The 19,928-nt window shown below is 70.7% G+C and carries 20 protein-coding genes and 1 pseudogene; 9 read left to right on the plus strand and 12 right to left on the minus strand.

The window, feature by feature from the left end:
* Positions 1-7: 7 nt before the first annotated feature.
* Entirely contained in the window at positions 8-604 is a 597-nt protein-coding gene (locus ACFWU9_RS22080) for a hypothetical protein (protein WP_384321055.1), read from the minus strand.
* Between the two features lie 307 nt (positions 605-911).
* Here ACFWU9_RS22080 and ACFWU9_RS22085 point away from each other — a divergent pair, with 307 nt between their 5' ends.
* From ACFWU9_RS22085 to ACFWU9_RS22110, 6 genes are all read left to right on the plus strand, one after another.
* Complete coding sequence (locus ACFWU9_RS22085; protein WP_384320922.1) at positions 912-2,456, plus strand: carboxylesterase/lipase family protein; 1,545 nt, start codon at positions 912-914, stop codon at positions 2,454-2,456.
* 166 nt (positions 2,457-2,622) lie between these two features.
* A complete protein-coding gene (locus ACFWU9_RS22090) occupies positions 2,623-3,210 on the plus strand; it encodes a hypothetical protein (protein ID WP_384320923.1) in 588 nt (195 codons plus the stop codon).
* A gap of 196 nt (positions 3,211-3,406) precedes the next feature.
* A complete protein-coding gene (locus ACFWU9_RS22095) occupies positions 3,407-3,832 on the plus strand; it encodes a hypothetical protein (RefSeq protein ID WP_384320925.1) in 426 nt (141 codons plus the stop codon).
* Positions 3,825-5,168 (plus strand): hypothetical protein, encoded by a 1,344-nt coding sequence (locus ACFWU9_RS22100; RefSeq protein WP_384320927.1) that lies wholly within the window; start codon positions 3,825-3,827, stop codon positions 5,166-5,168. The genes ACFWU9_RS22095 and ACFWU9_RS22100 overlap by 8 nt, the downstream gene beginning before the upstream one ends.
* Positions 5,169-5,268: 100 nt before the next feature.
* The gene (locus ACFWU9_RS22105) at positions 5,269-6,180 is read left to right on the plus strand and encodes a hypothetical protein (RefSeq protein WP_384320929.1); all 912 of its coding nucleotides are present in this window, start codon (positions 5,269-5,271) and stop codon (positions 6,178-6,180) included.
* Positions 6,177-6,938, plus strand: a complete 762-nt coding sequence (locus tag ACFWU9_RS22110) for a hypothetical protein (RefSeq protein ID WP_384320931.1) — start codon at positions 6,177-6,179, stop codon at positions 6,936-6,938. Before ACFWU9_RS22105 ends, ACFWU9_RS22110 begins: the two co-directional genes overlap by 4 nt.
* A gap of 78 nt (positions 6,939-7,016) precedes the next feature.
* On the opposite strand, the gene ACFWU9_RS22115 is transcribed toward ACFWU9_RS22110, so the two are convergent.
* The 7 genes and pseudogenes from ACFWU9_RS22115 to ACFWU9_RS22145 all read right to left on the minus strand — a co-directional run bounded on the left by ACFWU9_RS22115 (position 7,017) and on the right by ACFWU9_RS22145 (position 12,478).
* Entirely contained in the window at positions 7,017-7,622 is a 606-nt protein-coding gene (locus ACFWU9_RS22115; protein WP_384320933.1) for a DNA-binding response regulator, read from the minus strand.
* The gene (locus ACFWU9_RS22120; RefSeq protein WP_384320934.1) at positions 7,619-8,848 is read right to left on the minus strand and encodes a sensor histidine kinase; all 1,230 of its coding nucleotides are present in this window, start codon (positions 8,846-8,848) and stop codon (positions 7,619-7,621) included. The genes ACFWU9_RS22115 and ACFWU9_RS22120 overlap by 4 nt, the downstream gene beginning before the upstream one ends.
* Before the next feature lie 32 nt (positions 8,849-8,880).
* Complete coding sequence (locus ACFWU9_RS22125; protein ID WP_384320936.1) at positions 8,881-9,708, minus strand: ABC transporter permease; 828 nt, start codon at positions 9,706-9,708, stop codon at positions 8,881-8,883.
* Positions 9,705-10,010 (minus strand): annotated as a pseudogene (locus tag ACFWU9_RS22130) (ABC transporter ATP-binding protein); the annotation flags it as partial. The pseudogene ACFWU9_RS22130 and the gene ACFWU9_RS22125, both read right to left, overlap by 4 nt.
* 182 nt (positions 10,011-10,192) lie before the next feature.
* On the minus strand, positions 10,193-10,666 hold the full coding sequence (locus ACFWU9_RS22135; protein ID WP_384320938.1) for a DinB family protein: 474 nt from the start codon (positions 10,664-10,666) through the stop codon (positions 10,193-10,195).
* Between the two features lie 173 nt (positions 10,667-10,839).
* A complete protein-coding gene (locus tag ACFWU9_RS22140; RefSeq protein WP_384320941.1) occupies positions 10,840-11,430 on the minus strand; it encodes a TetR/AcrR family transcriptional regulator in 591 nt (196 codons plus the stop codon).
* A gap of 184 nt (positions 11,431-11,614) precedes the next feature.
* Entirely contained in the window at positions 11,615-12,478 is an 864-nt protein-coding gene (locus tag ACFWU9_RS22145) for a DMT family transporter (protein WP_384321057.1), read from the minus strand.
* A gap of 427 nt (positions 12,479-12,905) precedes the next feature.
* Between ACFWU9_RS22145 and ACFWU9_RS22150 the strand changes: the two genes are divergently transcribed.
* Entirely contained in the window at positions 12,906-13,634 is a 729-nt protein-coding gene (locus ACFWU9_RS22150; protein ID WP_384320943.1) for a YoaK family protein, read from the plus strand.
* Positions 13,635-13,710: 76 nt separating this feature from the next.
* Here the strand turns inward: ACFWU9_RS22150 and ACFWU9_RS22155 are convergent, their stop codons facing one another.
* The gene (locus ACFWU9_RS22155) at positions 13,711-14,217 is read right to left on the minus strand and encodes a Dps family protein (RefSeq protein ID WP_384320945.1); all 507 of its coding nucleotides are present in this window, start codon (positions 14,215-14,217) and stop codon (positions 13,711-13,713) included.
* Positions 14,218-14,621: 404 nt separating this feature from the next.
* Between ACFWU9_RS22155 and ACFWU9_RS22160 the strand changes: the two genes are divergently transcribed.
* Positions 14,622-15,779, plus strand: a complete 1,158-nt coding sequence (locus tag ACFWU9_RS22160) for a PP2C family protein-serine/threonine phosphatase (RefSeq protein WP_384320947.1) — start codon at positions 14,622-14,624, stop codon at positions 15,777-15,779.
* A gap of 21 nt (positions 15,780-15,800) precedes the next feature.
* On the opposite strand, the gene ACFWU9_RS22165 is transcribed toward ACFWU9_RS22160, so the two are convergent.
* Positions 15,801-16,838, minus strand: coding sequence for an aldo/keto reductase (locus tag ACFWU9_RS22165; RefSeq protein ID WP_384320948.1), 1,038 nt, complete (start codon positions 16,836-16,838; stop codon positions 15,801-15,803).
* A gap of 106 nt (positions 16,839-16,944) precedes the next feature.
* Between ACFWU9_RS22165 and ACFWU9_RS22170 the strand changes: the two genes are divergently transcribed.
* Positions 16,945-17,499, plus strand: coding sequence for a TetR/AcrR family transcriptional regulator (locus ACFWU9_RS22170; protein WP_384320950.1), 555 nt, complete (start codon positions 16,945-16,947; stop codon positions 17,497-17,499).
* A gap of 208 nt (positions 17,500-17,707) precedes the next feature.
* Here the strand turns inward: ACFWU9_RS22170 and ACFWU9_RS22175 are convergent, their stop codons facing one another.
* Both ACFWU9_RS22175 and ACFWU9_RS22180 read right to left on the minus strand, forming a co-directional pair.
* Entirely contained in the window at positions 17,708-18,124 is a 417-nt protein-coding gene (locus ACFWU9_RS22175; protein WP_384320952.1) for an SRPBCC domain-containing protein, read from the minus strand.
* A gap of 172 nt (positions 18,125-18,296) precedes the next feature.
* Complete coding sequence (locus ACFWU9_RS22180) at positions 18,297-19,922, minus strand: MFS transporter (protein WP_384320954.1); 1,626 nt, start codon at positions 19,920-19,922, stop codon at positions 18,297-18,299.
* Between the last annotated feature and the right edge of the window lie 6 nt (positions 19,923-19,928).

Genomic DNA, 19,928 nt, shown 5'->3' on the forward strand with positions numbered 1-19,928 from the left:
AGGGCGCCTAGTAGAGCTTGGCGACGGCGGTGCGGGTGCTCGTGCGGAACGGGGCGAGTTCCTCCGAGAGCGTCCAGCCGAGGTGGCCGACCTCCAGGACCGTGACCGTACGGCCGTCGCGACCCACGGAGATCAGATGCGCGTCGGCGGTCCCGACCTCGGGGTGGGACGTGTCCACGTTGTAGACGTCGGCGCCTTCTTCGACAGCGATCCTGCCGTGGTAGAAGGCCTCGCCGACGATGCCGTTCTCCGCGAGCCGGTCGAGGCATCCGGCTATCCGCTGGTTGAGCTTGGTCACCAGTGTCTTCGCCTTGGCCGTGGTGGCGGCGACGGTGGTGGTCTGGCGGCCGGTCGTGTCCAGCTCGGTGCGGAACTCCCGGTAGGAGGAACCGCTCGCCGGGACCACTCCGGCGGTGCACACGGAGCCGTACTCCGGAAGACCCGTCCGCACAGGCTCGGCGGTCCACGGCGTGCTGGCGGCGGGCAGTTGCGACGCCGCCAGGAACTTGGGCGCCGGCGGAGCGGCGGCCGTGGCCGTCGCGAGCGAGGCGAGGGTCAGGCCCGTCACCGTCGCGGTCAGGACGGCGGTGCGGATCGCGTTCATGTTCATTGGTCGGGCTCCCCCGTTGATGGTTGCTGGTGAAACGCCTGACCAGCATCGGCGGGCCCGGACCGGCGCAACAAGACATTCCCCCACGTACGGAACGCCTGGGACAGTTCCACCCCATCTGACGTGCCGTTACCTCCCTGGAGGGGAACGCCCGGCGGAACGACGCGGGAACGGAGCCGGCGGTCGCGCCCTCGTCCGTGGCCGGAGGTTCATGGCTCGCTGTCGGGCACCGGCGACGGGACGGCCGGCCACGGAGTAAATCGTTCGCCCAGGGCACCCCTCGGTGGGACCATCCGGTGTTATGACCGTTGCCGCGCCCCAGCCGTCCGATTCCCCGACCGATCCCGTGGTCCGCACGGCGGCCGGAGCGGTCCGCGGCACTCGCGAGGGGAACGTGGCGGTGTTCCGGGGGATCCCGTTCGCCGAACCGCCTGTCGGCCCACTTCGGTTCGCGGCGCCACGGGCGGTCCGCGCGTGGGACGGCGAGCGGGAGGCGGTCGGGTTCGGACCGCCGCCACCGCAGGCCGGGTTCTTCGGAATGGACGGACGGGCGCGGGAGGCGGCAGGACACGACTGGCTGACGGTCAATGTCTGGTCGCCCGACCCGGGGCCCGGCGCGGGCCTGCCGGTGATGGTGTGGATCCAGGGCGGCGGGTACGTGATCGGCATGTCCGGGCTGCCCGAGTACGACGGCGGTCGCCTGGCGGGGGAGGGCGGCGTCGTACTGGTCACGTTCAACTACCGCGTGGGTGTAGAGGGTTTCGCCCAGATCGAGGGGGCACCGGCGAACCGGGGACTGCTCGACCAGGTCGCCGCACTGGAGTGGGTACGCGACAACATCCGCGCCTTCGGCGGGGACCCGGACCGGGTCACCGTCTTCGGCCAGTCGGCGGGCGCGGGCTCGGTTGCCGCGCTGATGGCGATGGGCCGGGCGCGGGGGCTCTTCCACCGGGCCGTCGCCCAGAGCGTGCCGGGCACCTTCTTCTCGCCGGAACTCGCCGCCGACATCGCCGTCGCCTGCGCCGCCGAACTGGGGCTGCGGCCCACGACGGCCGACCTGTCGGCCGTGGACCCGATCCGGCTGTCCGGCGCCGGTGACGCCCTCACGGCCAAGCTGGCACAGCGGGTGGAGCGTTGGGGTCGACCCGCGCACCGGCAGATTCCGTTCGCGCCCGTCGTCGACGGCGATGTCCTGCCCGCCACCCCCTGGCGCGCACTGGCCGACGGCGCCGGCCGGGGCATCCCACTCATCGCGGGCCACACACGCCACGAACACCGACTGTTCGGACTCATCGACGGCACGCTCGGCCAGGTGACCGAGGAGCAGGCCTCGGAGGCCCTGCGGATGTACGCCCCCGGCCCCGACGGTCCCCGGCGCTACCGCGAGGCCTACCCGTCGTCCGACCCGAACGAGCTGTACGAACTGGTCCACGGGGACTGGCTGTTCCGCATGCCGTCCCTCCACCTCGCGCACGCCCAGCTCGCCGGCGGAGGCCGCGCCCACCTCTACGAGCTGACCTGGCCCGCACCCGGCATGGGCGGTGCGCTCGGAGCCTGCCACGGCCTGGACGTGCCGCTCGTCTTCGGCAATCCGGACGTCGGCCAAGCCGCAGGTCTGATCGGTGACGACCCCGCCAGGGAGGCGGAGACGCTGTCGGCGCACCTCCGCACCGCGTGGACGGCGTTCGCGACCCACGGCGACCCCGGCTGGCCCGCGTACGACACCACGCGGCGACTGACCCAACTCTTCGACACACAACCGGTCTTGGCCCCGTACCCGGAGGAGCGGTCCCGTGTTCTCTGGGAACACCATGTCTTCCCGGCCCTGCCGCTGACCGACCGGTGAACAGATCCATCCGGAAGGGGCGAAAAGACGAGGCCCACAGATGAGTTGGCGGGGACCACCGGGGCCAAGGGTGTGTGCTGTCCATGTGTTCCTCATCACCCACACCACAGCGGCACGGGTTCATCTGGGTAGAGTCCACACCCAACACCCCAGCCGAGGAGCCCTCATGCCCACACAGGAGAACAACACCCTCAAGACCCAGTACGCGGAGCAGGTCGCCGTGGACCTTGAGCGGAACACCGCGGAGCAGGAGCGTATCCGTGCGGAAGTCGCCTCTCTACAGGCGCAGTTGAGCGGTCTGGAGCAGGACCACGAGCTGCTGGTCGGTGTGCGCGCGGCACTCGGCGGCGCCACCGTCGGCGCGAGCGGCGGGAAGTCATCGGCCAAGGCCGGGAGTTCGTCGAGCCCGTCGGCCAGGAAGACCGCACGGAAGAAGACCGCGGCGAAGAGCGGGAGGAAGGCCGCGCCGGCGGGGGAGAAGGCCGCCCCGCTCACCGAGCTGATCCACGAGTATCTGAAGGACCAGTCGGAGCCGCGTACGGCCGGCGAGATCGCGGCGGCGCTCATCGCCGTCCACCCGCACCGCAACATCAACGACAACCTGGTGCGCACCACGACGGAGCGACTGGTCGGACGCAGCCGTGTGGAACGGACCAAGCAGGGCGTCACCGTGCACTACACGGCAGCCCAGCAGGACGATTCCGCCACCGCCTCCGCTGCGTCGGACAAGGAACTCGCGCCCGCCGAAGCCTGATCGGCTCCCCCGAGACCGGACCGAGCCCCTCGCCGCGCATCGTCCCACCACTGCCCACACCCGCGCCGGTGTGTGTCCGTGCGCCGCGACGATCTTGTCGAGCGACGCGACGGGAATTCGGTGTTCCACCAGGTGCGCCGGGTAATTGACCCGCGAAGAGTGAAGAGGGACGAGTCGACTCGGCGGAGGGCACACCGTGGCAGACGGGCAAGAAGCGGTTCGGCTGCATGTGTTCAGTGGCTCCGCCGCCGCCGCCGAGGTCGAGAGCGCGCTCGCCGACGCAGGAATCCAGGGACGCCGACTGGCCGCGCACGGCAGTGTGCCGCTCGCTGAGGTGCTGTTCGCCGCTTCCGCGTCCGTCACCGCGCTGGCGCACCTCATCACCGTGCTCAGGCGCCACTTCAAACGGGGGGTGATGGTCGACGCGCTCGGCGCGGACGGTGTCGTCGTGAAGGCCGACGGATCGCTGCCGCGCGGGCTGGTGATCGTTCGTCACGCCGGCGGCGAGATCGAGGTGCGTGACGCCGAGGGCATCGGACAGGCGCTGCTGGGCGCGATCGGCACCCAGGGTCCCGCCCCGGGGGCACCCGCACCGCCACCCCCAGGGGGTCCCGGTGTCTGAGAGGCCCTACAGCCGCAGCCTGCTGTTCGCGACGTACCAGAACGCCGAACTGGCCAGAGAGGCGATCAGCCTGGCCCGGGTGTTCGCGGACACGGACTTCCTCCGGGCCGCCGACCCCGAGGGAAAAATCCTGCGGGACTGGTCGCGGTTCGTCGCGATGAACGATCGGCTCCGGCACACGCTGGACGGCGTTCTTCTGGCCTACGCAGTTTCGCCGCGCCAGGACGGCACACCGAGGGAGTGGGCCGAGGCCGGCCGACTGGCGGGCCGCGTCGAGGCTTTCGTCCTCCCCTCCACGGCCGTGGAGTGCCAGGTCGTCGAGCAGGAGTCGGACGGCGGGGAGCCGGCGTACCTCATCGCCCTGTCCGGTTTCTGCGGCGAGGTCATGGCCAACGTCTCCTGGGCGCTGCCCACAGTGCTCCAGCACTACGCGAGGCTGCGGGAGAAGCTGGCCCAGGAGCATCTGCGTGAGCTCATCGAGGTCCACGGCCTCGGCAGCCGGGCGATGGAGGAGAGCGACTACATCCAGGGCAAACGGGCCGTCAACGAGTTCGATGCCTGCGTCGAGTCGTACGTACGCACGTGGACGACCAAGGGGGCGGTCGCGCCGAAGTCGTTCCTGCCCCGCGCCGGTTCCCTGCCCTTGTCGGAACGCGGGCGGGTGGGGGAGACGTACGCCGCCTGCACGGCCTTTCTTCTCTCGCACGAGCTCCAGCACATCGAGGGCGGACACTTCCTCTCGGCCGACTCGGTCGCCGCCTTCCCTCCCTTCATGGCGGACCTGCCGGAGGACGTCCTGCGCGAGGTGGAAGCCGACTGCGCGGCGTTCACCCTGACCATGAACACGGCGATCGTCAGGGAGTTCAGCGACGAGGACCGTCCTCACGTGCCGGACTTCGCGGCACTGGCGAGGGACCTTCCGTCGGGTCGTCCCTCGCTGCTGTCCGGGAAGCGGCGCCGACAGCAGCGCGCCCTCGACGAGGTCACGCGTCTGCGCGCGTGTATCAGCCGGGCCGTCGGAGCCATGCTCTGCTTCTACGCGGTGACGGACCTGTTTGCCGTCATGGCCCGGCAGCACGGCGACGAAGCACAGTCAGCCCGATTCGAGCGCGTCGCGGAGCGCAAGGATGTGGTGCGGCGGTATGCGACCTGGCTGCTCGACGGGCTTGAGCAGGACTGGGGGATGCGGATCTGGCACCCCGAGGAAGCCGCACTGTGGACCGGACTCGATCAGCACGTCGAGCATCTGAAACAGACCGTCGTGCCCACCGCCAAGCCGGGACGAGCACCCGGCACTCTCCCCCCGTGGGCGGTGAACCCCGAACACCGGCCGTGAGGGCACACGCCCCGAGCCGCCGACCGGGCCCCGGCCGCGCTCCACCAGGGCGCCACCGGCTGGACCTGCGCCTTCCTGCCCGCCGTGCTGTACTGGCCAGATGAATGCCAAGCACACGCGGGCGTTCGTCGCGCGCGCAGAGCGGCACCGTAGGGCGGCTTCCGGCACGGTCGGCGCCGAGCAGGCCGAACAGATTCGCGCCAGGGTGCGGCTCATGATCGAGATCACGGCGCGGGCCGGTTCCTACCGGAGAGGCCTGGTCAAGGCCGCCGGGCGCCTCAGCCCCGAGGAAGCGGAGATCCTCGCCGATCTGGAGTCCCACGGGCTCCAGGTACCGCAGCTCCGCGACGTGCTGCGCGGTGGGCACGTACTGGTGGACGACCCACGGCTGTACGAGAAGTGGCGGCTCTCCAAGGGCAGTCACTCGCGGCTGTCCAGCCACCATCGCGACATCGACAAGAAGCTCTACCCGGACATCGGGATGCACGGACACGTCGTACGGGAGAAACTGCACGGCCGTACGGCGCAGGGCACCTGGGTGCAGCTGGAGAAGACCCCGGCCGCGTTCGGCGGGCCCAAACTGCCGCGTCCGAGCGACCTGCGGCATCTGATGGACTACGTGGTGTACAGGCTCACCGACAGCAACGTCGGCCCCTGGGGACTGTCCCGGATGACCGAGCGGCGCCCGCTCTACCTCGCGCCGGTGCTGGCGGTGCCCACCTCCCTGACGCCGCCGATCGCGCGGTCCCTCACCCTCGCCCTGCGCCGTATCGAGGCGAACGACGACGTCACGTCCGCGTCCCAGGAACTCGCGGCCCATTTCCCGCCACCCGACCGACCGGATCTGGCCGGCGAGCTGGGCCGGGCGCTGTCCCCCAGGGCCGGCCGGGGCCTGTTCGGCAACTCCGACGTATGGGTGACGCAGACCCCGTCCCGTACCGCCGCGTCCGTACTCCGTGAGAGCCGCGCGGCACCCGCCGTGGACGGGTGGGCCAAGGGAGGTACGTCATGAGCGAGGATCAGAACGGCACCCCTCCGGCGTCGTCGCCGGGGCCCGGCGAGGCGTCCGTTCCCCAGGGTCTTGTCACGGCCGTGGTGGATCTGGTGAACACCGGACCGGTGCTGCTCGGTGCCTACACCATCGCCGAACTCACCGCCGTGGACGCGATCGTGGACTTCCTGGAGGCCCGGCCGTCGGACGACGAACTCACCGAGGCCGTACGCTCGTTGGCCGCACGCCAACTGCTCCTGGCGGGCTCCTCGGGCGAGGAGGTCCAGGTGCGGGGGGACCTGGGCATCGCCGTCGCGTTCCAGCAGCGTGCCAGGAAGGTGCTCGACGCCCGTACGACCGGAACCGAGCCGGGCGAGCCCTGGCGGATCCTGCTCCTTCCCCAGCCCGAGCGCATCTGTCTGATGGTCAGCATCGACGCGCTCGGCGTCCACCAGATCGGCCTGTACAAGCTCGACGAGGCGCTCCGTACGCTCACCGAGTGGCTTCCCCGAGGACCGTCGGCGGACGCCGATCCGTCGGCCGACACCGACGCCCTGCTCAACGGGGCCGAGCGCTCCGCGCTGGTCACCGTGACCGAGTACACCGCGGTGGGATCGGCCGAGACGGCGGGGGACAGTACGGATCTGATCCTGGCCCGCAACGAGGGGCGGCTGCACCTCCTCTCGCCGGACCCGGCGCACCGCGACAAACTGGTGCCGACGAACGCGGGCGGCGACGACGGTGTACGCGACAGGCTGGCAGACCTCCTGGCCGCGTAAGGGTTTCGGCCGGCACGGAGGGTTCTACGGTCGTGCGGGGGGTCAGGCCGGCGTACGCGGAGGGGGTGCCCGGCCCGCTCAGAGCCAGCCGTTCTCGCGGGCGAGACGGGCGGCCACGTGGCGGTTCTCCGCGCCCAGCTTCATCGCGGCGGACGACAGGTAGTTCCGGACCGTTCCGACGGACAGCGAGGCGCGGGCGGCGATGTCCGCGACCGGCGCCCCGTACTCGGCGTACGCGAGGAGTTCCGTCTCCCGGGGCGTCAGCGGCGATTCCCCCGCGGTGATGGCGTCGGCGGCCAGCTCCGGATCGACGTACCGGCCGCCGGAGTGGACGGTACGGATGATCTGCGCGAGGCGGTGCGCCGACACCGTCTTGGGTACGAAGCCGCGTACACCGAGGCTCAGCGCACGCTTCAGCGCGCCGGCCCGTGCGTGGCTGGTAACGATCAGCGAGGCGCACTCCGGCACGGACTCGCGAAGTCGTGAGGCGACCGTCAGACCGTCGGGGCCGGGCATCTGGAGGTCGAGCACGGCGACGTCGGGGCGGTGCGCTCGCGCCATGGCCAGGGCCTCGTCGCCGGTTCCGGCCTGCGCGACGACGGTGATGTCGTCCTCCAGGGTGAGAAGAGAGGCGACAGCGCCCCGGATGAGGTGTTCGTCGTCCGCCAGCAGGACCGTGATCATTCGCCTTCCCCCCACGGGATGTGCGCGGTGAGGCGGAAGATCCCGCCCGGTTTCTGTTCCGTCGTCAGTGTGCCGCCCAGCGCGGCCAGTCGCTCCCGCAGCCCGGCGAGACCGGTACCGGAGCCCGTATCGCTGCCGGTGTCTCGCGGCGCGTCGGGCACGCCGTCGTTCTCCATCACCAGCACGGCCGAGGAAGGACCCGCGGCCCGCAGCGACATCGTGCAGCGGGACGCCCCCTGTGCGTGCCGGAGCACGTTCGTCGTCGCCTCGCGGACCACCCAGCCGAGGGCCGCCTGCACCTCGTCGGGCAGCCGCTCCGCCGCTGCGTACTCGATACGGCAGGTGATCCCGGCCGCCTCCAGGACGGAGCGCGCTCCGGCGAGTTCGGTGTGCAGGTCGGCCGTGCGGTACCCGCGTACCACCGACCGGATCTCCCGCTGCGACTCCTGCGCGATGCGCTGCACCTCCTCCATGTGCTCGACCGCCTCGGGCCGGCCGCGCCGCCCGAGCTGCGCCGCGAGTTCACTCTTGAACGCCACGACCGCGAGGTTGCGCCCCAGTACGTCGTGCAGATCGCGGCCGAAACGCAGCCGCTCCTCTGCGACGGCCAGCCGTGCCTGCGTCCCGCGCGCGGCGGCCAGCTCCTCGACGAGCCGCACACCCCATCCCGAGGCCCGGAACGCGAGGCCCATGAACGGCACGATGAGCGCACTCGCGACGGTGACCACAACCACCAGCGAGCCGGTCAGCCCTGCCGCGGCCGCCCCCGCCAGGGACGCGACCGTCACCGCCCCCACGAGAGACGCTCCGAGCCGGGGCGGCAGCGCCAGGACCGAGGGCCCGGAGAAGAACATCAGCAGCCACAGCAGGTAGGAGACCAGCGCGCGGTCGTCGATCCGGCCCGACGACAGCAGTACGCATCCCAGAGCCGCCATCACCGCCGTCAGGGTCGTGTACGCCACCAACAGACCACCGGGGCGCGGTCCCGCGGCGAGATAGCGGCGCAGGGCGGCGCGGCTGAGCAGGATCTGGATCGCCGCGTGCGCCACGCCGAGCAGGGCGACCGAGACCCGTACGGGTGCGCCGGTGTCCGTCGTCGCCACCCAGAGCGCCCACAGACCCGCCTCGCAGACGGCGAAGAACCCGACACCGCCCAGCGCGGAGCGGCGGTACTGCTCGGGTCCGTCCGGGCCACCGAGCCGCTCCACCCAGTCGTTCACGCTCATGGTCCAGCTCTCCTGTCCTCGGGTCGGGGTGCTCAGTTGCGTGGGCTCCAGCGGAACCATCGCCGTACACCGAGAGCCGCCACACCGGTCCAGGCCAGAGTGGCGAGCACCAGGCGGCCCTGGTCCACGGCGCCCAGGTCGCCCGTCCAGCCACCCCGCAGAAGATCCATGACGGGCGAGAACGGCAGCCACGCACTGATGTCGGCCGCCCTGCCCGGCAGGACCTCACGCGGCAGGAACATCCCCGAACCGGCCATGCTCAGCAGCCAGAAGGGCAGGAACGTCAGCTGCGCGCTCTCCGCCGTCCTCGTGACCGCGGCCGTCAGCGCCCCTCCGGCCATGAGCAGTGCCGCGCCCGTCAGCACCGCGACGACCACCAGATGCGGGGCCGCGGGCGCGGGCGCGTCCAGCGCCACGGTCATGAGGAGGATCAGCAGCACACACTGCACGACCGCCAGCAGCAGGGCGGGGATGGCTCCGGCGGCGAAGATCTCCCAGTCGCGCACCTCGCCCGTCCGCAACCGCTTGAGCACCAGGCTCTCGCGCCGCGTGACGTACACAGTGACCAGATTCGCGTAGACGGAGAAGATCAGTGCCAGCCCCAGCGCACCGGGCAGCAGGACGGTGGCCATGGACAGGCCGGTGTCGCCGAGATCCAGGTCCCTGACCATACCCCGCAAGGAGAAGGCCGTGAGGGCAGGCACGAAGAGCGCGGTGACCAGCGCGGCCTTGTTGCGCATCAGCAGTGTCAGCTCCGCGCGGCCGAGCGCGGCCAGCCGCTCCGCCGTGCGGGTCCGGGGAGGCGCGTCCCCGCCGGCCTCGGCCCCGGCGTCCGGTCGCGTGACGCTCGACGCCGTCATCGACGGGTCCCCTCGTCGCCCAGCTCCTCGGCGATCTTCTTGAACGCCCGTTCCAGCGAGGCCGATCGCGCGTTCAATGCGTACAGGGCCACCCCGGTCCGCTCCGCCCAGGACAGGACTTCGGTCGCGGTGCGCTGGAGATCCCGGGTCTCCAGGCGGACCGTCCGGCCCGCGATCTCGTGGCGGGTCACTCCCATCGGGGCGAGCGGCGGCAGATCGCCGAGGAGAAGCCCGTACGGCAACTCGAAGCTGATCCGCGAGGGCCTCTCGGCGACCGTGTCGGCCACCCGTCCGGTGGTGGCCCGGCCATGTACGGCGTCGAACCTCCGGTAACCGCGCCGCGGTCCGGCGGTCCCGATGACTGTGTTCATGCGCTCCACACTCCCCTCAATACGGGGCGAGCGGCAGTGCCGTCTGTCATGGGTGCACATGACAGATCTCATGGCGCGCCCATGACCACGGAGAAGGGAACCTCAGCGGGCCCTCAGCGGCCGACGGAGCCGTCGGCCTGCTCACGGAGGATGTCGGCGTGGCCCGCGTGCCGTCCGGTTTCCTCGATCATATGGACCAGGACCCACCGCATGGTCGGTGCGGATGCCGGACGCGGGGGGTTCGGGATGGGCAGGCTCAGGTCCGGGCAGTCCGCGATCACGCGGTTCGCCTGCTCGATCGCCTCTCGGTATCCGGCGAGCACCTGCTCCGCCGTCTCCTCGGCGGCGGGACGCATGCTGGCCGCCCAGTCGGCGGAATCCTCGCCCAGGAAATGGAAGCGTTCGACGGCCGTGAGGTGTTTGACCAGTCCCAGAAGGCTGGTGCCCGAGGGCACTCCGGGCGTGCGGACCTGCGGTTCCGGCACCCCCGTCACCTTGCCCGCGATCGCGCTCCGCAGATAGTCGAGAAAACCGACCAGAGTCGTCCTCTCGTCGGCGTCGACGCGCGGGGGCTTCGTGTCGGTCATCCGGATCCCTCCTCAGGGGGCCAGTTCAGTAGGTCCTGCGGGACACGACGATGCCCATGCCCCGTCCCCCTGGCAAAAATCCTTGCCGGACCGGCAACCCGACCTCCCCGGATGCGGCTGGGTTCACAGGCCGGTTCACAGCCGGATCGGTATTGATGTGCCAGACCCTCCGGTCAGGACGGCCAGCGCAGTCCCGCGACGAGAAGGGCGACGAGCAGGCGCGCGTCGTAGCCGGGGTCGCTGTCCGCGCCGATGCAGAGGTTGCCGATGCCACGCATGAGTGGGGGGGCGCCGATGCCCGAGCGGATCTCACCGGAGGCGACAGCGGCGTCCAGCAGCTCGCCGCACACCGGCAGGAGACGGTCGAGGAAGTACGTGTGCAAGGTTTCGAAGCCGGCGTTGTCGGTCTGCATCGCGGCGGCGAGACCGTGTTTGGTGACCAGGAAGTCGACGAAGAGGTCGACCCACCGTTCGAGGGCGGCATACGGCGTCGGGCTGGTCGCCAGGAGGACGGGACCGGCTTCGGCGCAGGCCTCGACCTGGTGGCGGTAGACGGCGATGACGAGGTCCGCGCGGGTGGGGAAGTGGCGGTAGATCGTGCCCATCCCGACGCCGGCCCTGGTCGCGATGTCGCGTACCGGCGCTTCCACCCCCGAGGTGACGAAGACCGCGGCGGCCGCTTCCAGCAGGGCCTGGTGGTTGCGCCGGGCGTCCTTGCGCTTGGACCCCGCCGGGCTTCCCGTTCCTTCGCCGTCGGCGTTCACCGCGACACCCCTCCCGTGTGACAGACCGGAACCAAGATCCGTGACAGTTTCGGAGTGATGTTCCGTTTCACTCTCATGATGGCAGACCGTCCGACCGTGGACCAAGCCGGTCGCGGAGGCCTCGGGGCCGACCCGTCCGTACGCGTCGGCCGGGTGGCACCGAGGTCGCTCGCCACGCTCCCGCTCAGCCGGAGACTTCACGGGTGAGGGGGATGGCCCGGGAGAGATAGAAGGTGCTGACGATGATCAGCGCGATCCCGGCGAGCTGGGGGAAGACCCACCAACCGGTCCGGATGTGCTCGGAGTAGAGCACGATGCCGAGGATGAGGCTGACCGTCGCGTCGCCGATGGTCAGGGCCGGTTGCGAGGCGGCGATGGGACCGGCCTGGAGGGCGTTCTCGAGGAGGAACACCGCGGCGATCCCGCACGCGACGAACCCGTACGTCTGCCAGGTGGTGAGGAACGCGACCAGGCCGTCCTCCGAGAAGGTGTTGGCCGCGGATTTGATCAGCGCCGCGGTCAGCGCGTTGCCGACGGCCGCCGCCGATCCGAGGAGCGCGGCCCTGCGCGCGCCGGACGGGAGTCGGGCGGCGAGGAGCGAGGCGAGTCCCATCGCACCCAGGCACAGGATGATGGCGACGATCCACCAGCCCATCGGCGCGTGCGTCGTGCCGACGCTGGGGTCCGCGGCAGCCACGGCCACGGCGAGTCCGAGGACCAGGCAGCCGATCGCGTACCAGCCGCTGGCCGGCAGCGAACGATGCAGCACGGGCAGGGCGATCAGCAGCGCGAACGGCAGTTCAAGAATGAACACCGGCTGAGCGAGGGACAGCGGCCCCTCGACGAGCGCGAGCGCCTGGAACAGAGCCGCGCAGGCGACGGCGCAGATACCGAGCAGCCATACGGGCTGACGGACCATGTCCATCAGGAGCCGCAGACGGAACGCGTCACCGCGCGGCACGACGAGGGCGGCTTTGCGTTGCAACACCGTGCCCGTCGCGTTGCTCGCGGCTCCCAACAGTGCGAAGAGGACGCAGAGGATCGTCAGGTCGGGCTCCCGGAGGGGTGGCGGTCGGGCCCGCTGGGCGGGGCCGGTCCTCAGCGGACGGAGGGGGACGCGGAGGGGCTGATTCGCCCTCAGCATCACCGACGCCTCCTGCCGGCGGCCGTTCCACCGAGGCAACCCGTCCGTCGTTCACCCGAACGACGGGGTGGGGGAGGGCCGGTGGTAGGGCCCGGTGTCGTGGAACGCGACGAGGGAGGGCGCCGAGGGAGGGCGACGAGCCGGCCTCCGCTGGTGTTCGCGTGGTGGAGCCGCGCCCTCCGCTGCTGGGGAACCGGTCGGCTCGTGTCGGAGCCGGTCATGTCCATGGGTGTCGGTCAGGGTGATCGTGGCCGGCGGTTCGGACCTTCTCGTGACCGTTCCCACCGGTCGTGCGCATTCGTCGGGAACGGCATGGGGAGAGGCACAGCTGATGCGAACCACGGTGAACGAGATCCGGGAGGTGCTGATCCCCGACCTGTCGGGTCGGCACGGCCCGTTGCCGCCGCTGCTTCTCGTGCTTACCGTCGTCACCGGCCTGGTCGACGCCTTCAGTTACCTCGTGCTGGGCCGGGTGTTCGTGGCGAACATGACGGGCAACATCGTCTTTCTCGGGTTCGCCCTCGCGGGTGCTTCCGGTTTCTCGGTGGTCGCGTCCGTTCTCGCGCTGGCGGCGTTCGTGGCGGGCGCGGTGGCCGGTGGGCGGCTGGCTCACCGGGAGCCGAGACACCGCGGCAGGCTGCTGCTGTCCGTCACCGTGGTGCAGACCGCGCTGCTGCTGGCCGCGTGGGTTGTCGGCCTCGTGGCGGATCTGCCGGCCGCCGGTGGAGTCCGGTGGGCCCTCATCGTGCTGCTCGCCCTCGCGATGGGCGCACAGAACGCCGTGGTGAGGTCCCTGGCCGTGCCGGATCTGACGACGACGGTGCTGACGATGACCGTCACCGGCATCGCGGCGGACGGCCGTGCGGGCGGCGGAAGTGGGTCCAGGGCCGGTGTACGGGTCCTGTCGGCGTTGGCCATGTTCGTGGGCGCCCTGGCCGGCGCCGCGCTCATCGTCAACGGGAACAGGGACGTTCCTCTGCTGTGCGCCGCGATTGCGGCGGCCGCCGTGGCGATCGCGCTGGTGCCCCTGCGGCGGGCGCGCGGGACCTGGACCGCTTGAACGGCCTTACGGCGCCTACGGCTTCATGGCCTTGTGCCCGTACGCCTTACGGTCGCAGGCTCCGGGGGAGTGGCGTTCAGACGGTTCGGTTCTCCGCGCTGACCATCCACGCGTGCTTCTCGAAGGTGTCGATGATGCTGTGCAGAAGGTCGGCCGTAGAGGGGTCCTCGCCGTCGATCTGGTCGTGGTAGGTACGCACGGTGTCGACGGCGGCCCGCAGGCGCACGGTGACGAGGTCGACCACGGTGCTGACGCTCTGTTCGCCGGTCGGATACTGCGGCAGCGTGGTGGTGGCCGAGACGGTGTCGGACCGACCGTCCGGGACCGTTCCGAGGGCCCGCATACGTTCGGCGATGGTGTCGGCCGCCTCACGTGAGTCATCGACGATCTCGTCGAGTTGCAGATGCAGGTCCCGGAAGTTGTGCCCGACCACGTTCCAGTGGGCCTGCTTGCCCTGGATGTTCAGCTCGATCAGGTCGACCACGATCTGCTGCATCGCCCGGGCGAACTGAGGGGATGCCTTGAACCCGGTGATGTCCTCATCGGATCGCCGGGAGGACCCGGGGGCGGCGGAAGCGGTCATGACGGCTCTCCTCTGGGGGACGGGTGACGGCGGGCACGGCGCCGGGCGTATGACGGGTCGGCTCCTACCGACCCTACGAAGAACCGCCCCGGGCGCCACTCGGCCGCCGGGCCCTCGCCCCGGGCCGACATGAAACAGCCCCACGGGCAGGGCCGGGTGATGTCGCGGGGGAGGCTCACACGATCGGGCGCGTCCGTCCGGCAACGGGCGTGCGTGTGCGGTGTTTCGGCGGCCGGTCCGGGTGCCCGCCTGTAGGGCGGCCGGTGCTGTGTGGTGTGCGGACAGGTGAGTCCTGTCCGCACACCACACACCCGCTGGTGTTGGTTCGGCGGTAGTGGGGGCCGTCGGGGTGGCCGGGGCAGCTCTCACCGGGCGGGATCGGTTCCTGGCTGTACGGTGAGTTCATGCCGTCCGACGGCGCGAGGCAGCGCGATTCAGAGACGTTGTGGCGGGGCCCGCGCGCGGTCGTGAGCGTGGCGTTCATGATTCTGCTGGTGGTCCTGGCCGCTGATGTGTTCGGCGGCTCGACCGTACGGCTGGGCGGGATCATGCTGGCCCTGCCGGCGCTGGCGGCGGTTTTCACCCGCCCCTGGCCGGTGCTGATCGTCGCCGGTGTGATGCTGCCCGCGTACGTCGTCGCCCTTTCGGTGAACCGACGTCTTACCTGGACGGACGCGCCGGTGGCACTCGCGACGGCGGTGGTCATCAGCATGGCGTCGGTTGGCGCGGCCGCGCTGAGGGAGCGCCGGGAGAAGGAGCTCGCGCAGTCGCGACGGGTGACCGCCCAGACGCAGCGGACACTGCTGCGACCGCTGCCGTCGAGGCTCGGCCCGGTGGACATCTCGTCGGCGTATCTGGCGTCCGACGCGGAGTCGACGCTCGGTGGCGACCTGTACGCCTGCGCGGTGGTGGACGGTCGCCCGCGGGTGATCGTGGGGGATGTCCAGGGCAAGGGACTCTCCACCCTGGAGGTGGTGCTGTTCCTGCTGGCCGCCTTCCGGCAGGCCGCCCGGCAGCATGTGGCCCTGCCCGATCTGCCGACCTTCCTCGACGAGGCGGTACGCCGGGATCTGGCACGGGCCAGGGACATGGTGCTGGAGAGCGGCGACGCCGAGCAGGAGCCCGAAGCGGGGCAGCGGATGCGGGAGTGCTTCGTCACGGTGGTCGTCGTCGAGATCCATGGCGAGGGCGAGGAGGTGCGGATGGTCAACTGCGGCCATCCGGCACCCCTGCTCCTCCATGAGGGCGTCGCCCGGGAACTGCCGTCGTCCAGGCCCGCACTGCCGGTCGGGCTGCTCAGCCTCGACCCCGCCCCCGTGCCGGTCGACACCCACCGCTTGGAGCAGGGCGACACGCTGCTGCTCTACACGGACGGTCTCATCGAGGCCCGTGACAACGCCGGTGTCTTCTATCCGCTCGCCGATCGCATCGGCGCCTGGGCCGGCCGGCCGCCGGCCGCCATGCTCGACGCCCTCCAGGACGACGTGCGCGAGTTTGCCCACCTTGAGGATGACGTGGCCATGGTCACGATCCGGCGTTCCACCGCACCGCCGGCGGAGTAGATGCCAGGTCCCGAACCCGTATCACCGGCTCCCCGCGGCGTCGCCGATGGCGTCGTGGCCTCGGTCGAGGTCGGGCGCCGGGGGCATCCGCTCCCCCTTGACCTGTTCCGCGATGGGGTCGAGCGCGGAGAGTTCGTCGTCCGTCAGGGTGAGGTGGAGAGCCTCCGCGTTCTCCCGGAGCCTGGCGGGGCTGCGCGTTCCGGGGATCGGGACGACGGCGATGCCGTGCGCTTCGGGGCGGTGGAGCAGCCAGGCGAGGGCGATCTGGGCCAGGGTCGCTCCGCGGGCCTCGGCGATGCGGCGGACCGGCGCCAGCAGGGCGGCGTTGTGCTGGGCGTTCGAGGCGTTGAAGCGGGGCATGCCGCGTCGTATGTCGTCCTCGGCCAGCCCTTCGGTCGAGGTGTGGCGTCCGGTCAGGAAGCCGCGGCTGAAGGGCGAGTAGGCGACGAAGCCGATGCCCAGCTCGGCGCAGAGCGGCACCACCGAGTCCTCGTACTCGCGGGTGAACAGCGACCACTCGTTCTGCACGGCCGTGATCGGGTGCACCTGATGGCCGGCGTGCAGCTCCTCGGCGGACACGTTGGACAGGCCCAGGTGCCGTACCTTCCCGGCGGCGACGAGTTCGGCCATGGCCCCGACGGTCTCCTCGACGGGAGTGACGAAGTCGGGGTGGTGCAGGTAGTAGAGATCGATGTGGTCGGTGCCGAGGCGTCGCAGGCTGGCGTCGCACGCGGCACGGACGTACGCGGGATCGCTGCGCACCCCGACGAGTTCACCGGTCCCGGGCGCGCGGACGGGTCCGAACTTGGTGGCGACGGCGAACCTGCTCCGGACGCCTTCGCCCTGCGCCAGGAACTCGCCGATCAGACGTTCGTTGGCGGAGTCGACGCCGTAGTAGTCCGACGTGTCCAGGAAGGCCATGCCGAGTTCGGCGGCGGTCCGTAGCGTGGCGAAGGCCTCGTCACGGTGCGTCGGACCGTAGAACTCGCTCAGCCCCACACAACCAAGGCCGAGGGCGGGTACTTCGAGTCCGGTGCCGCCGAGTTTCAGGGTACGCATGGCAGGTCTCCGTCGGGCATGACATAGAATCGGGACGGGCGTCCCGGTTGGTGAAACTATACGGGACGGCTGTCCCGCTTGCCTACACGGCTGGAGATGTCGCTTGATGAGCAGGCCGATGCGCGCCGATGCCCAGCGCAACAGGGCACGGGTCCTGGCGGTCGCGGCGGAGACCTTCGCCTCGGAGGGTCTCTCGGTGTCTGTCCACGAGATCGCCCGCCGCGCGGGGGTGGGGACCGGCACGGTCAGCAGGCACTTCCCGACCAAGGAGGCCCTCTTCCGGGCCGTGCTGCTCGACCGCATGGAACAGGTCGTGCTACGGGCGAACGCGCTGGCGGGTGGCGAGGACCCCGGCGACGCGTTCTTCGCCTTCTTCACCGTCATGGTCGACGAAGGCGCGGCGAACCGCGGCGTGGTCGACGCGCTCGCGGGAGCGGGATACGACTTCCAGGCGGACGCCGTCGAGAGCAAGTACGACGTCATGGAGGCCTGGCGACGCCTTCTTGAGCGCGCCCAGCACGCCGGCGCGATTCGCGCCGACGTCGACATCGCCGACGTGAAGGCGCTGCTGGCAGGCTGCCTCGACCGGGAACGCCACGCCCCGGACCCGACCGCCCGCGCCCGCATGCTCGCGGTCGTCCGCGCGGGGCTGCGCGCCTGACGGCCTTTCCGGGGTTTCAGAAATAGGCGGCGCGGCACCCTCGCGTACCGGCGACCGCGGCAGACCGACTCTCGCGGCCGGCCTTGGCGCGATCGCGGCGTCCGGGCAACGCACACGACCACACCAAGGCCGCACCCCTGTCACACCGGCCGTTCACCGGCCGGTACGTACTCGACCGCCCTTCCGGAAAAGGACGTCGACAGCGGCTTCAGGCTGCTGCGAGGAAGGCGGTGAGGCCGTCCAGGAGCATGTTGCTGCCGAACTCGGACTGGTCCCGGTTCTCGACGGTGTCGAAGGTCTGGGACAGGGTGATCCGGGTCCGGTCGCCCTCGGGGGCCAGGTCGAGGGTCATCAGGACCAGCTCCTCGCGGTCCGGCACGTTCATGCCGATCACCAGTCGCTTGTTCTCGACGACCTCGGTGTAGCGGCCGGACAGCGGGACGCGGGTGCCGCCGGGGATGACCATGACGGAGCTCCAGCCGCCGCCGGGCCGGACGTCGAGGACGACGTCCTCGGCGCTGGCCCACTGCCCGTACTGGTCGGCACGGGTCCAGGCCGCCCAGACCTGCTCGACCGGAGCCTCCAGGGTGCGGGTGAGGGTGTAGTCGAAACCGGTGGTGGTCATCTCTGTCTCCTTCTGTCCGAACCCGCGGGGTGCGGGCTCACAACTGACGCTCACCAAGAACGTCGGAGCCGATGACACCTTCTCGACACAGCCGGGGAAGATTCTTTTTCTTTTCTCCGTCGCGCCGTCCCGCGCGGGTCCCGGCCCGACGAGGGCGTCCACCCGACCGCCTTCAACGCGGGTCGGGGAGGGCCTCCGTTGCAGCCCCTTCGTCCGGCGGGTGGGCGCGGGGTGACGCTCTGTTGACCATGACGGCGCCGATGACCGCCGCGGCGAGGAGGATGATCGCCGCCCAGGTGATGGCGACGGTGAAACCGTGGACCGTGCCCATGTTCACGATGCGTGTGCGCTCCGCACGGGTCAGAGGCCCCTCGCGCGCCGCCGCGGCCAGATGGCTGGTCAGATACGTCGCCGTGGCCGTGGTCGCGATCGTGTTCAGCAGGGACGTACCGATCGAACCGCCCACCTGCTGCGCGGTGTTGACCGACGCGGAGGTGACTCCCGAGTCCCGTGGGGCAACTCCCATGGTGGCTGTCGAGACGACGGGCAGGAAGGTCAGCCCGAGCCCGAAGCCCAGCAGGATCGTGCCGGGCAGGATGTGCCCCGCGTAGCTGGAGTGGATGTCCAGGAACGTCAGCGAGTACATGCCCCCCGCGCTCAGCAGCAGGCCGGGGACCAGCAGGAGGCGCGGCGCCACGAGGGGGAGCAGCCGGGCGGAGATCTGGGTCGAGCCGATGATGATCCCGGCGGACAGCGGAAGGAAGGCGAGACCGGCGCTGAGCGGCGAGTACCCGAGGACGTTCTGCAAAAAGAACGTGAGGAACAGGAACGCGCCGAACAGACCGATCGTCGTCAGCGCCATCACGATGACCGAGCCGCCACGGTTGCGGTCCCCGATGATGTGCAACGGCAGCAGCGGATCGGATGACCTCGTCTGCCACCAGGTGAACGTGGCCAGCAGGAAGATACCGATGCTCAGGACGGCGAGGACTTCCGAAGAGGTCCACCCGTTCGACTCGGCCCGGCTGAACCCGTACACGATCGCGACGAGACCCCCGCTGCCGAGGACGACCCCCGGGATGTCGAGGTGCGCTCCCTTCGCTCCCGCGCGGTCTTTCAGGAGGGTGAGTGCGCCGATGACGGCGAGAAGGGCGATGAAGACGTTCACGTACAGGCACCAGCGCCAGCTGAGCCATTCGGTGAGGATGCCGCCGAGCAGAAGGCCGATCGCGGAGCCGCCGCCCGCGATGGCGCTGAAGACACCGAAGGCCTGGGCGCGTTCCTTGCCCGACGGGAAGGTCGTGGTGAGCAGGGAGAGAGCGGAGGGCGCGAGGAGGGCGGCGAAGACGCCCTGGAGCGCGCGCGAGAGGTAGAGCATCTCCTGGCCGAAGGACGCGCCGCCGAGGGCGGAGGCGCCGGCGAAACCGATGAGGCCGATGATGAACGTGCGTTTACGGCCGACCAGGTCGGCGACCCGGCCGCCGAGCAGCAGCAGTCCGCCGAAAGCCAGGGTGTACGCGGTGATCACCCATTGGCGGTTTCCGTTGCTGATGTCCAGGTCGCGCTGTGCGGAGGGAAGCGCGATGTTCACGATCGTCGCGTCGAGCACCACCATGAGCTGCGCGGTCGCGATGACGGCCAGGGCCCACCAGCGATGGGGATCGGGTTCGTCGACCGTCGTGTCCGCCGTCGGGTCGGCGGGGTGGCCTCCCGTGGGGCCGGCGGCGTCGGGCGGTGAGTCGCCCGGTCTCCCGCTTCCTGTTCCGCCCGGCGGGTCGGGAATCGACGGATCACTCATCGCTGG

The sequence above is a fragment of the Streptomyces sp. NPDC058653 genome, from assembly GCF_042716895.1.
Classification (GTDB): Bacteria; Actinomycetota; Actinomycetes; order Streptomycetales; family Streptomycetaceae; genus Streptomyces.

Coding starts and splice junctions, on each gene's coding strand:
- ACFWU9_RS22125 (WP_384320936.1), bottom strand. CDS start 9,708: ATGACGGCGTCGAGCGTCACGCGACCGGACGCCGGGGCCGAGGCCGGC.
- ACFWU9_RS22135 (WP_384320938.1), bottom strand. CDS start 10,666: ATGACCGACACGAAGCCCCCGCGCGTCGACGCCGACGAGAGGACGACT.
- ACFWU9_RS22115 (WP_384320933.1), bottom strand. CDS start 7,622: ATGATCACGGTCCTGCTGGCGGACGACGAACACCTCATCCGGGGCGCT.
- ACFWU9_RS22170 (WP_384320950.1), top strand. CDS start 16,945: ATGAGCAGGCCGATGCGCGCCGATGCCCAGCGCAACAGGGCACGGGTC.
- ACFWU9_RS22080 (WP_384321055.1), bottom strand. CDS start 604: ATGAACGCGATCCGCACCGCCGTCCTGACCGCGACGGTGACGGGCCTG.
- ACFWU9_RS22105 (WP_384320929.1), top strand. CDS start 5,269: ATGAATGCCAAGCACACGCGGGCGTTCGTCGCGCGCGCAGAGCGGCAC.
- ACFWU9_RS22155 (WP_384320945.1), bottom strand. CDS start 14,217: ATGACCGCTTCCGCCGCCCCCGGGTCCTCCCGGCGATCCGATGAGGAC.
- ACFWU9_RS22180 (WP_384320954.1), bottom strand. CDS start 19,922: ATGAGTGATCCGTCGATTCCCGACCCGCCGGGCGGAACAGGAAGCGGG.
- ACFWU9_RS22110 (WP_384320931.1), top strand. CDS start 6,177: ATGAGCGAGGATCAGAACGGCACCCCTCCGGCGTCGTCGCCGGGGCCC.
- ACFWU9_RS22160 (WP_384320947.1), top strand. CDS start 14,622: ATGCCGTCCGACGGCGCGAGGCAGCGCGATTCAGAGACGTTGTGGCGG.
- ACFWU9_RS22175 (WP_384320952.1), bottom strand. CDS start 18,124: ATGACCACCACCGGTTTCGACTACACCCTCACCCGCACCCTGGAGGCT.
- ACFWU9_RS22090 (WP_384320923.1), top strand. CDS start 2,623: ATGCCCACACAGGAGAACAACACCCTCAAGACCCAGTACGCGGAGCAG.
- ACFWU9_RS22085 (WP_384320922.1), top strand. CDS start 912: ATGACCGTTGCCGCGCCCCAGCCGTCCGATTCCCCGACCGATCCCGTG.
- ACFWU9_RS22120 (WP_384320934.1), bottom strand. CDS start 8,848: ATGAGCGTGAACGACTGGGTGGAGCGGCTCGGTGGCCCGGACGGACCC.
- ACFWU9_RS22165 (WP_384320948.1), bottom strand. CDS start 16,838: ATGCGTACCCTGAAACTCGGCGGCACCGGACTCGAAGTACCCGCCCTC.
- ACFWU9_RS22150 (WP_384320943.1), top strand. CDS start 12,906: ATGCGAACCACGGTGAACGAGATCCGGGAGGTGCTGATCCCCGACCTG.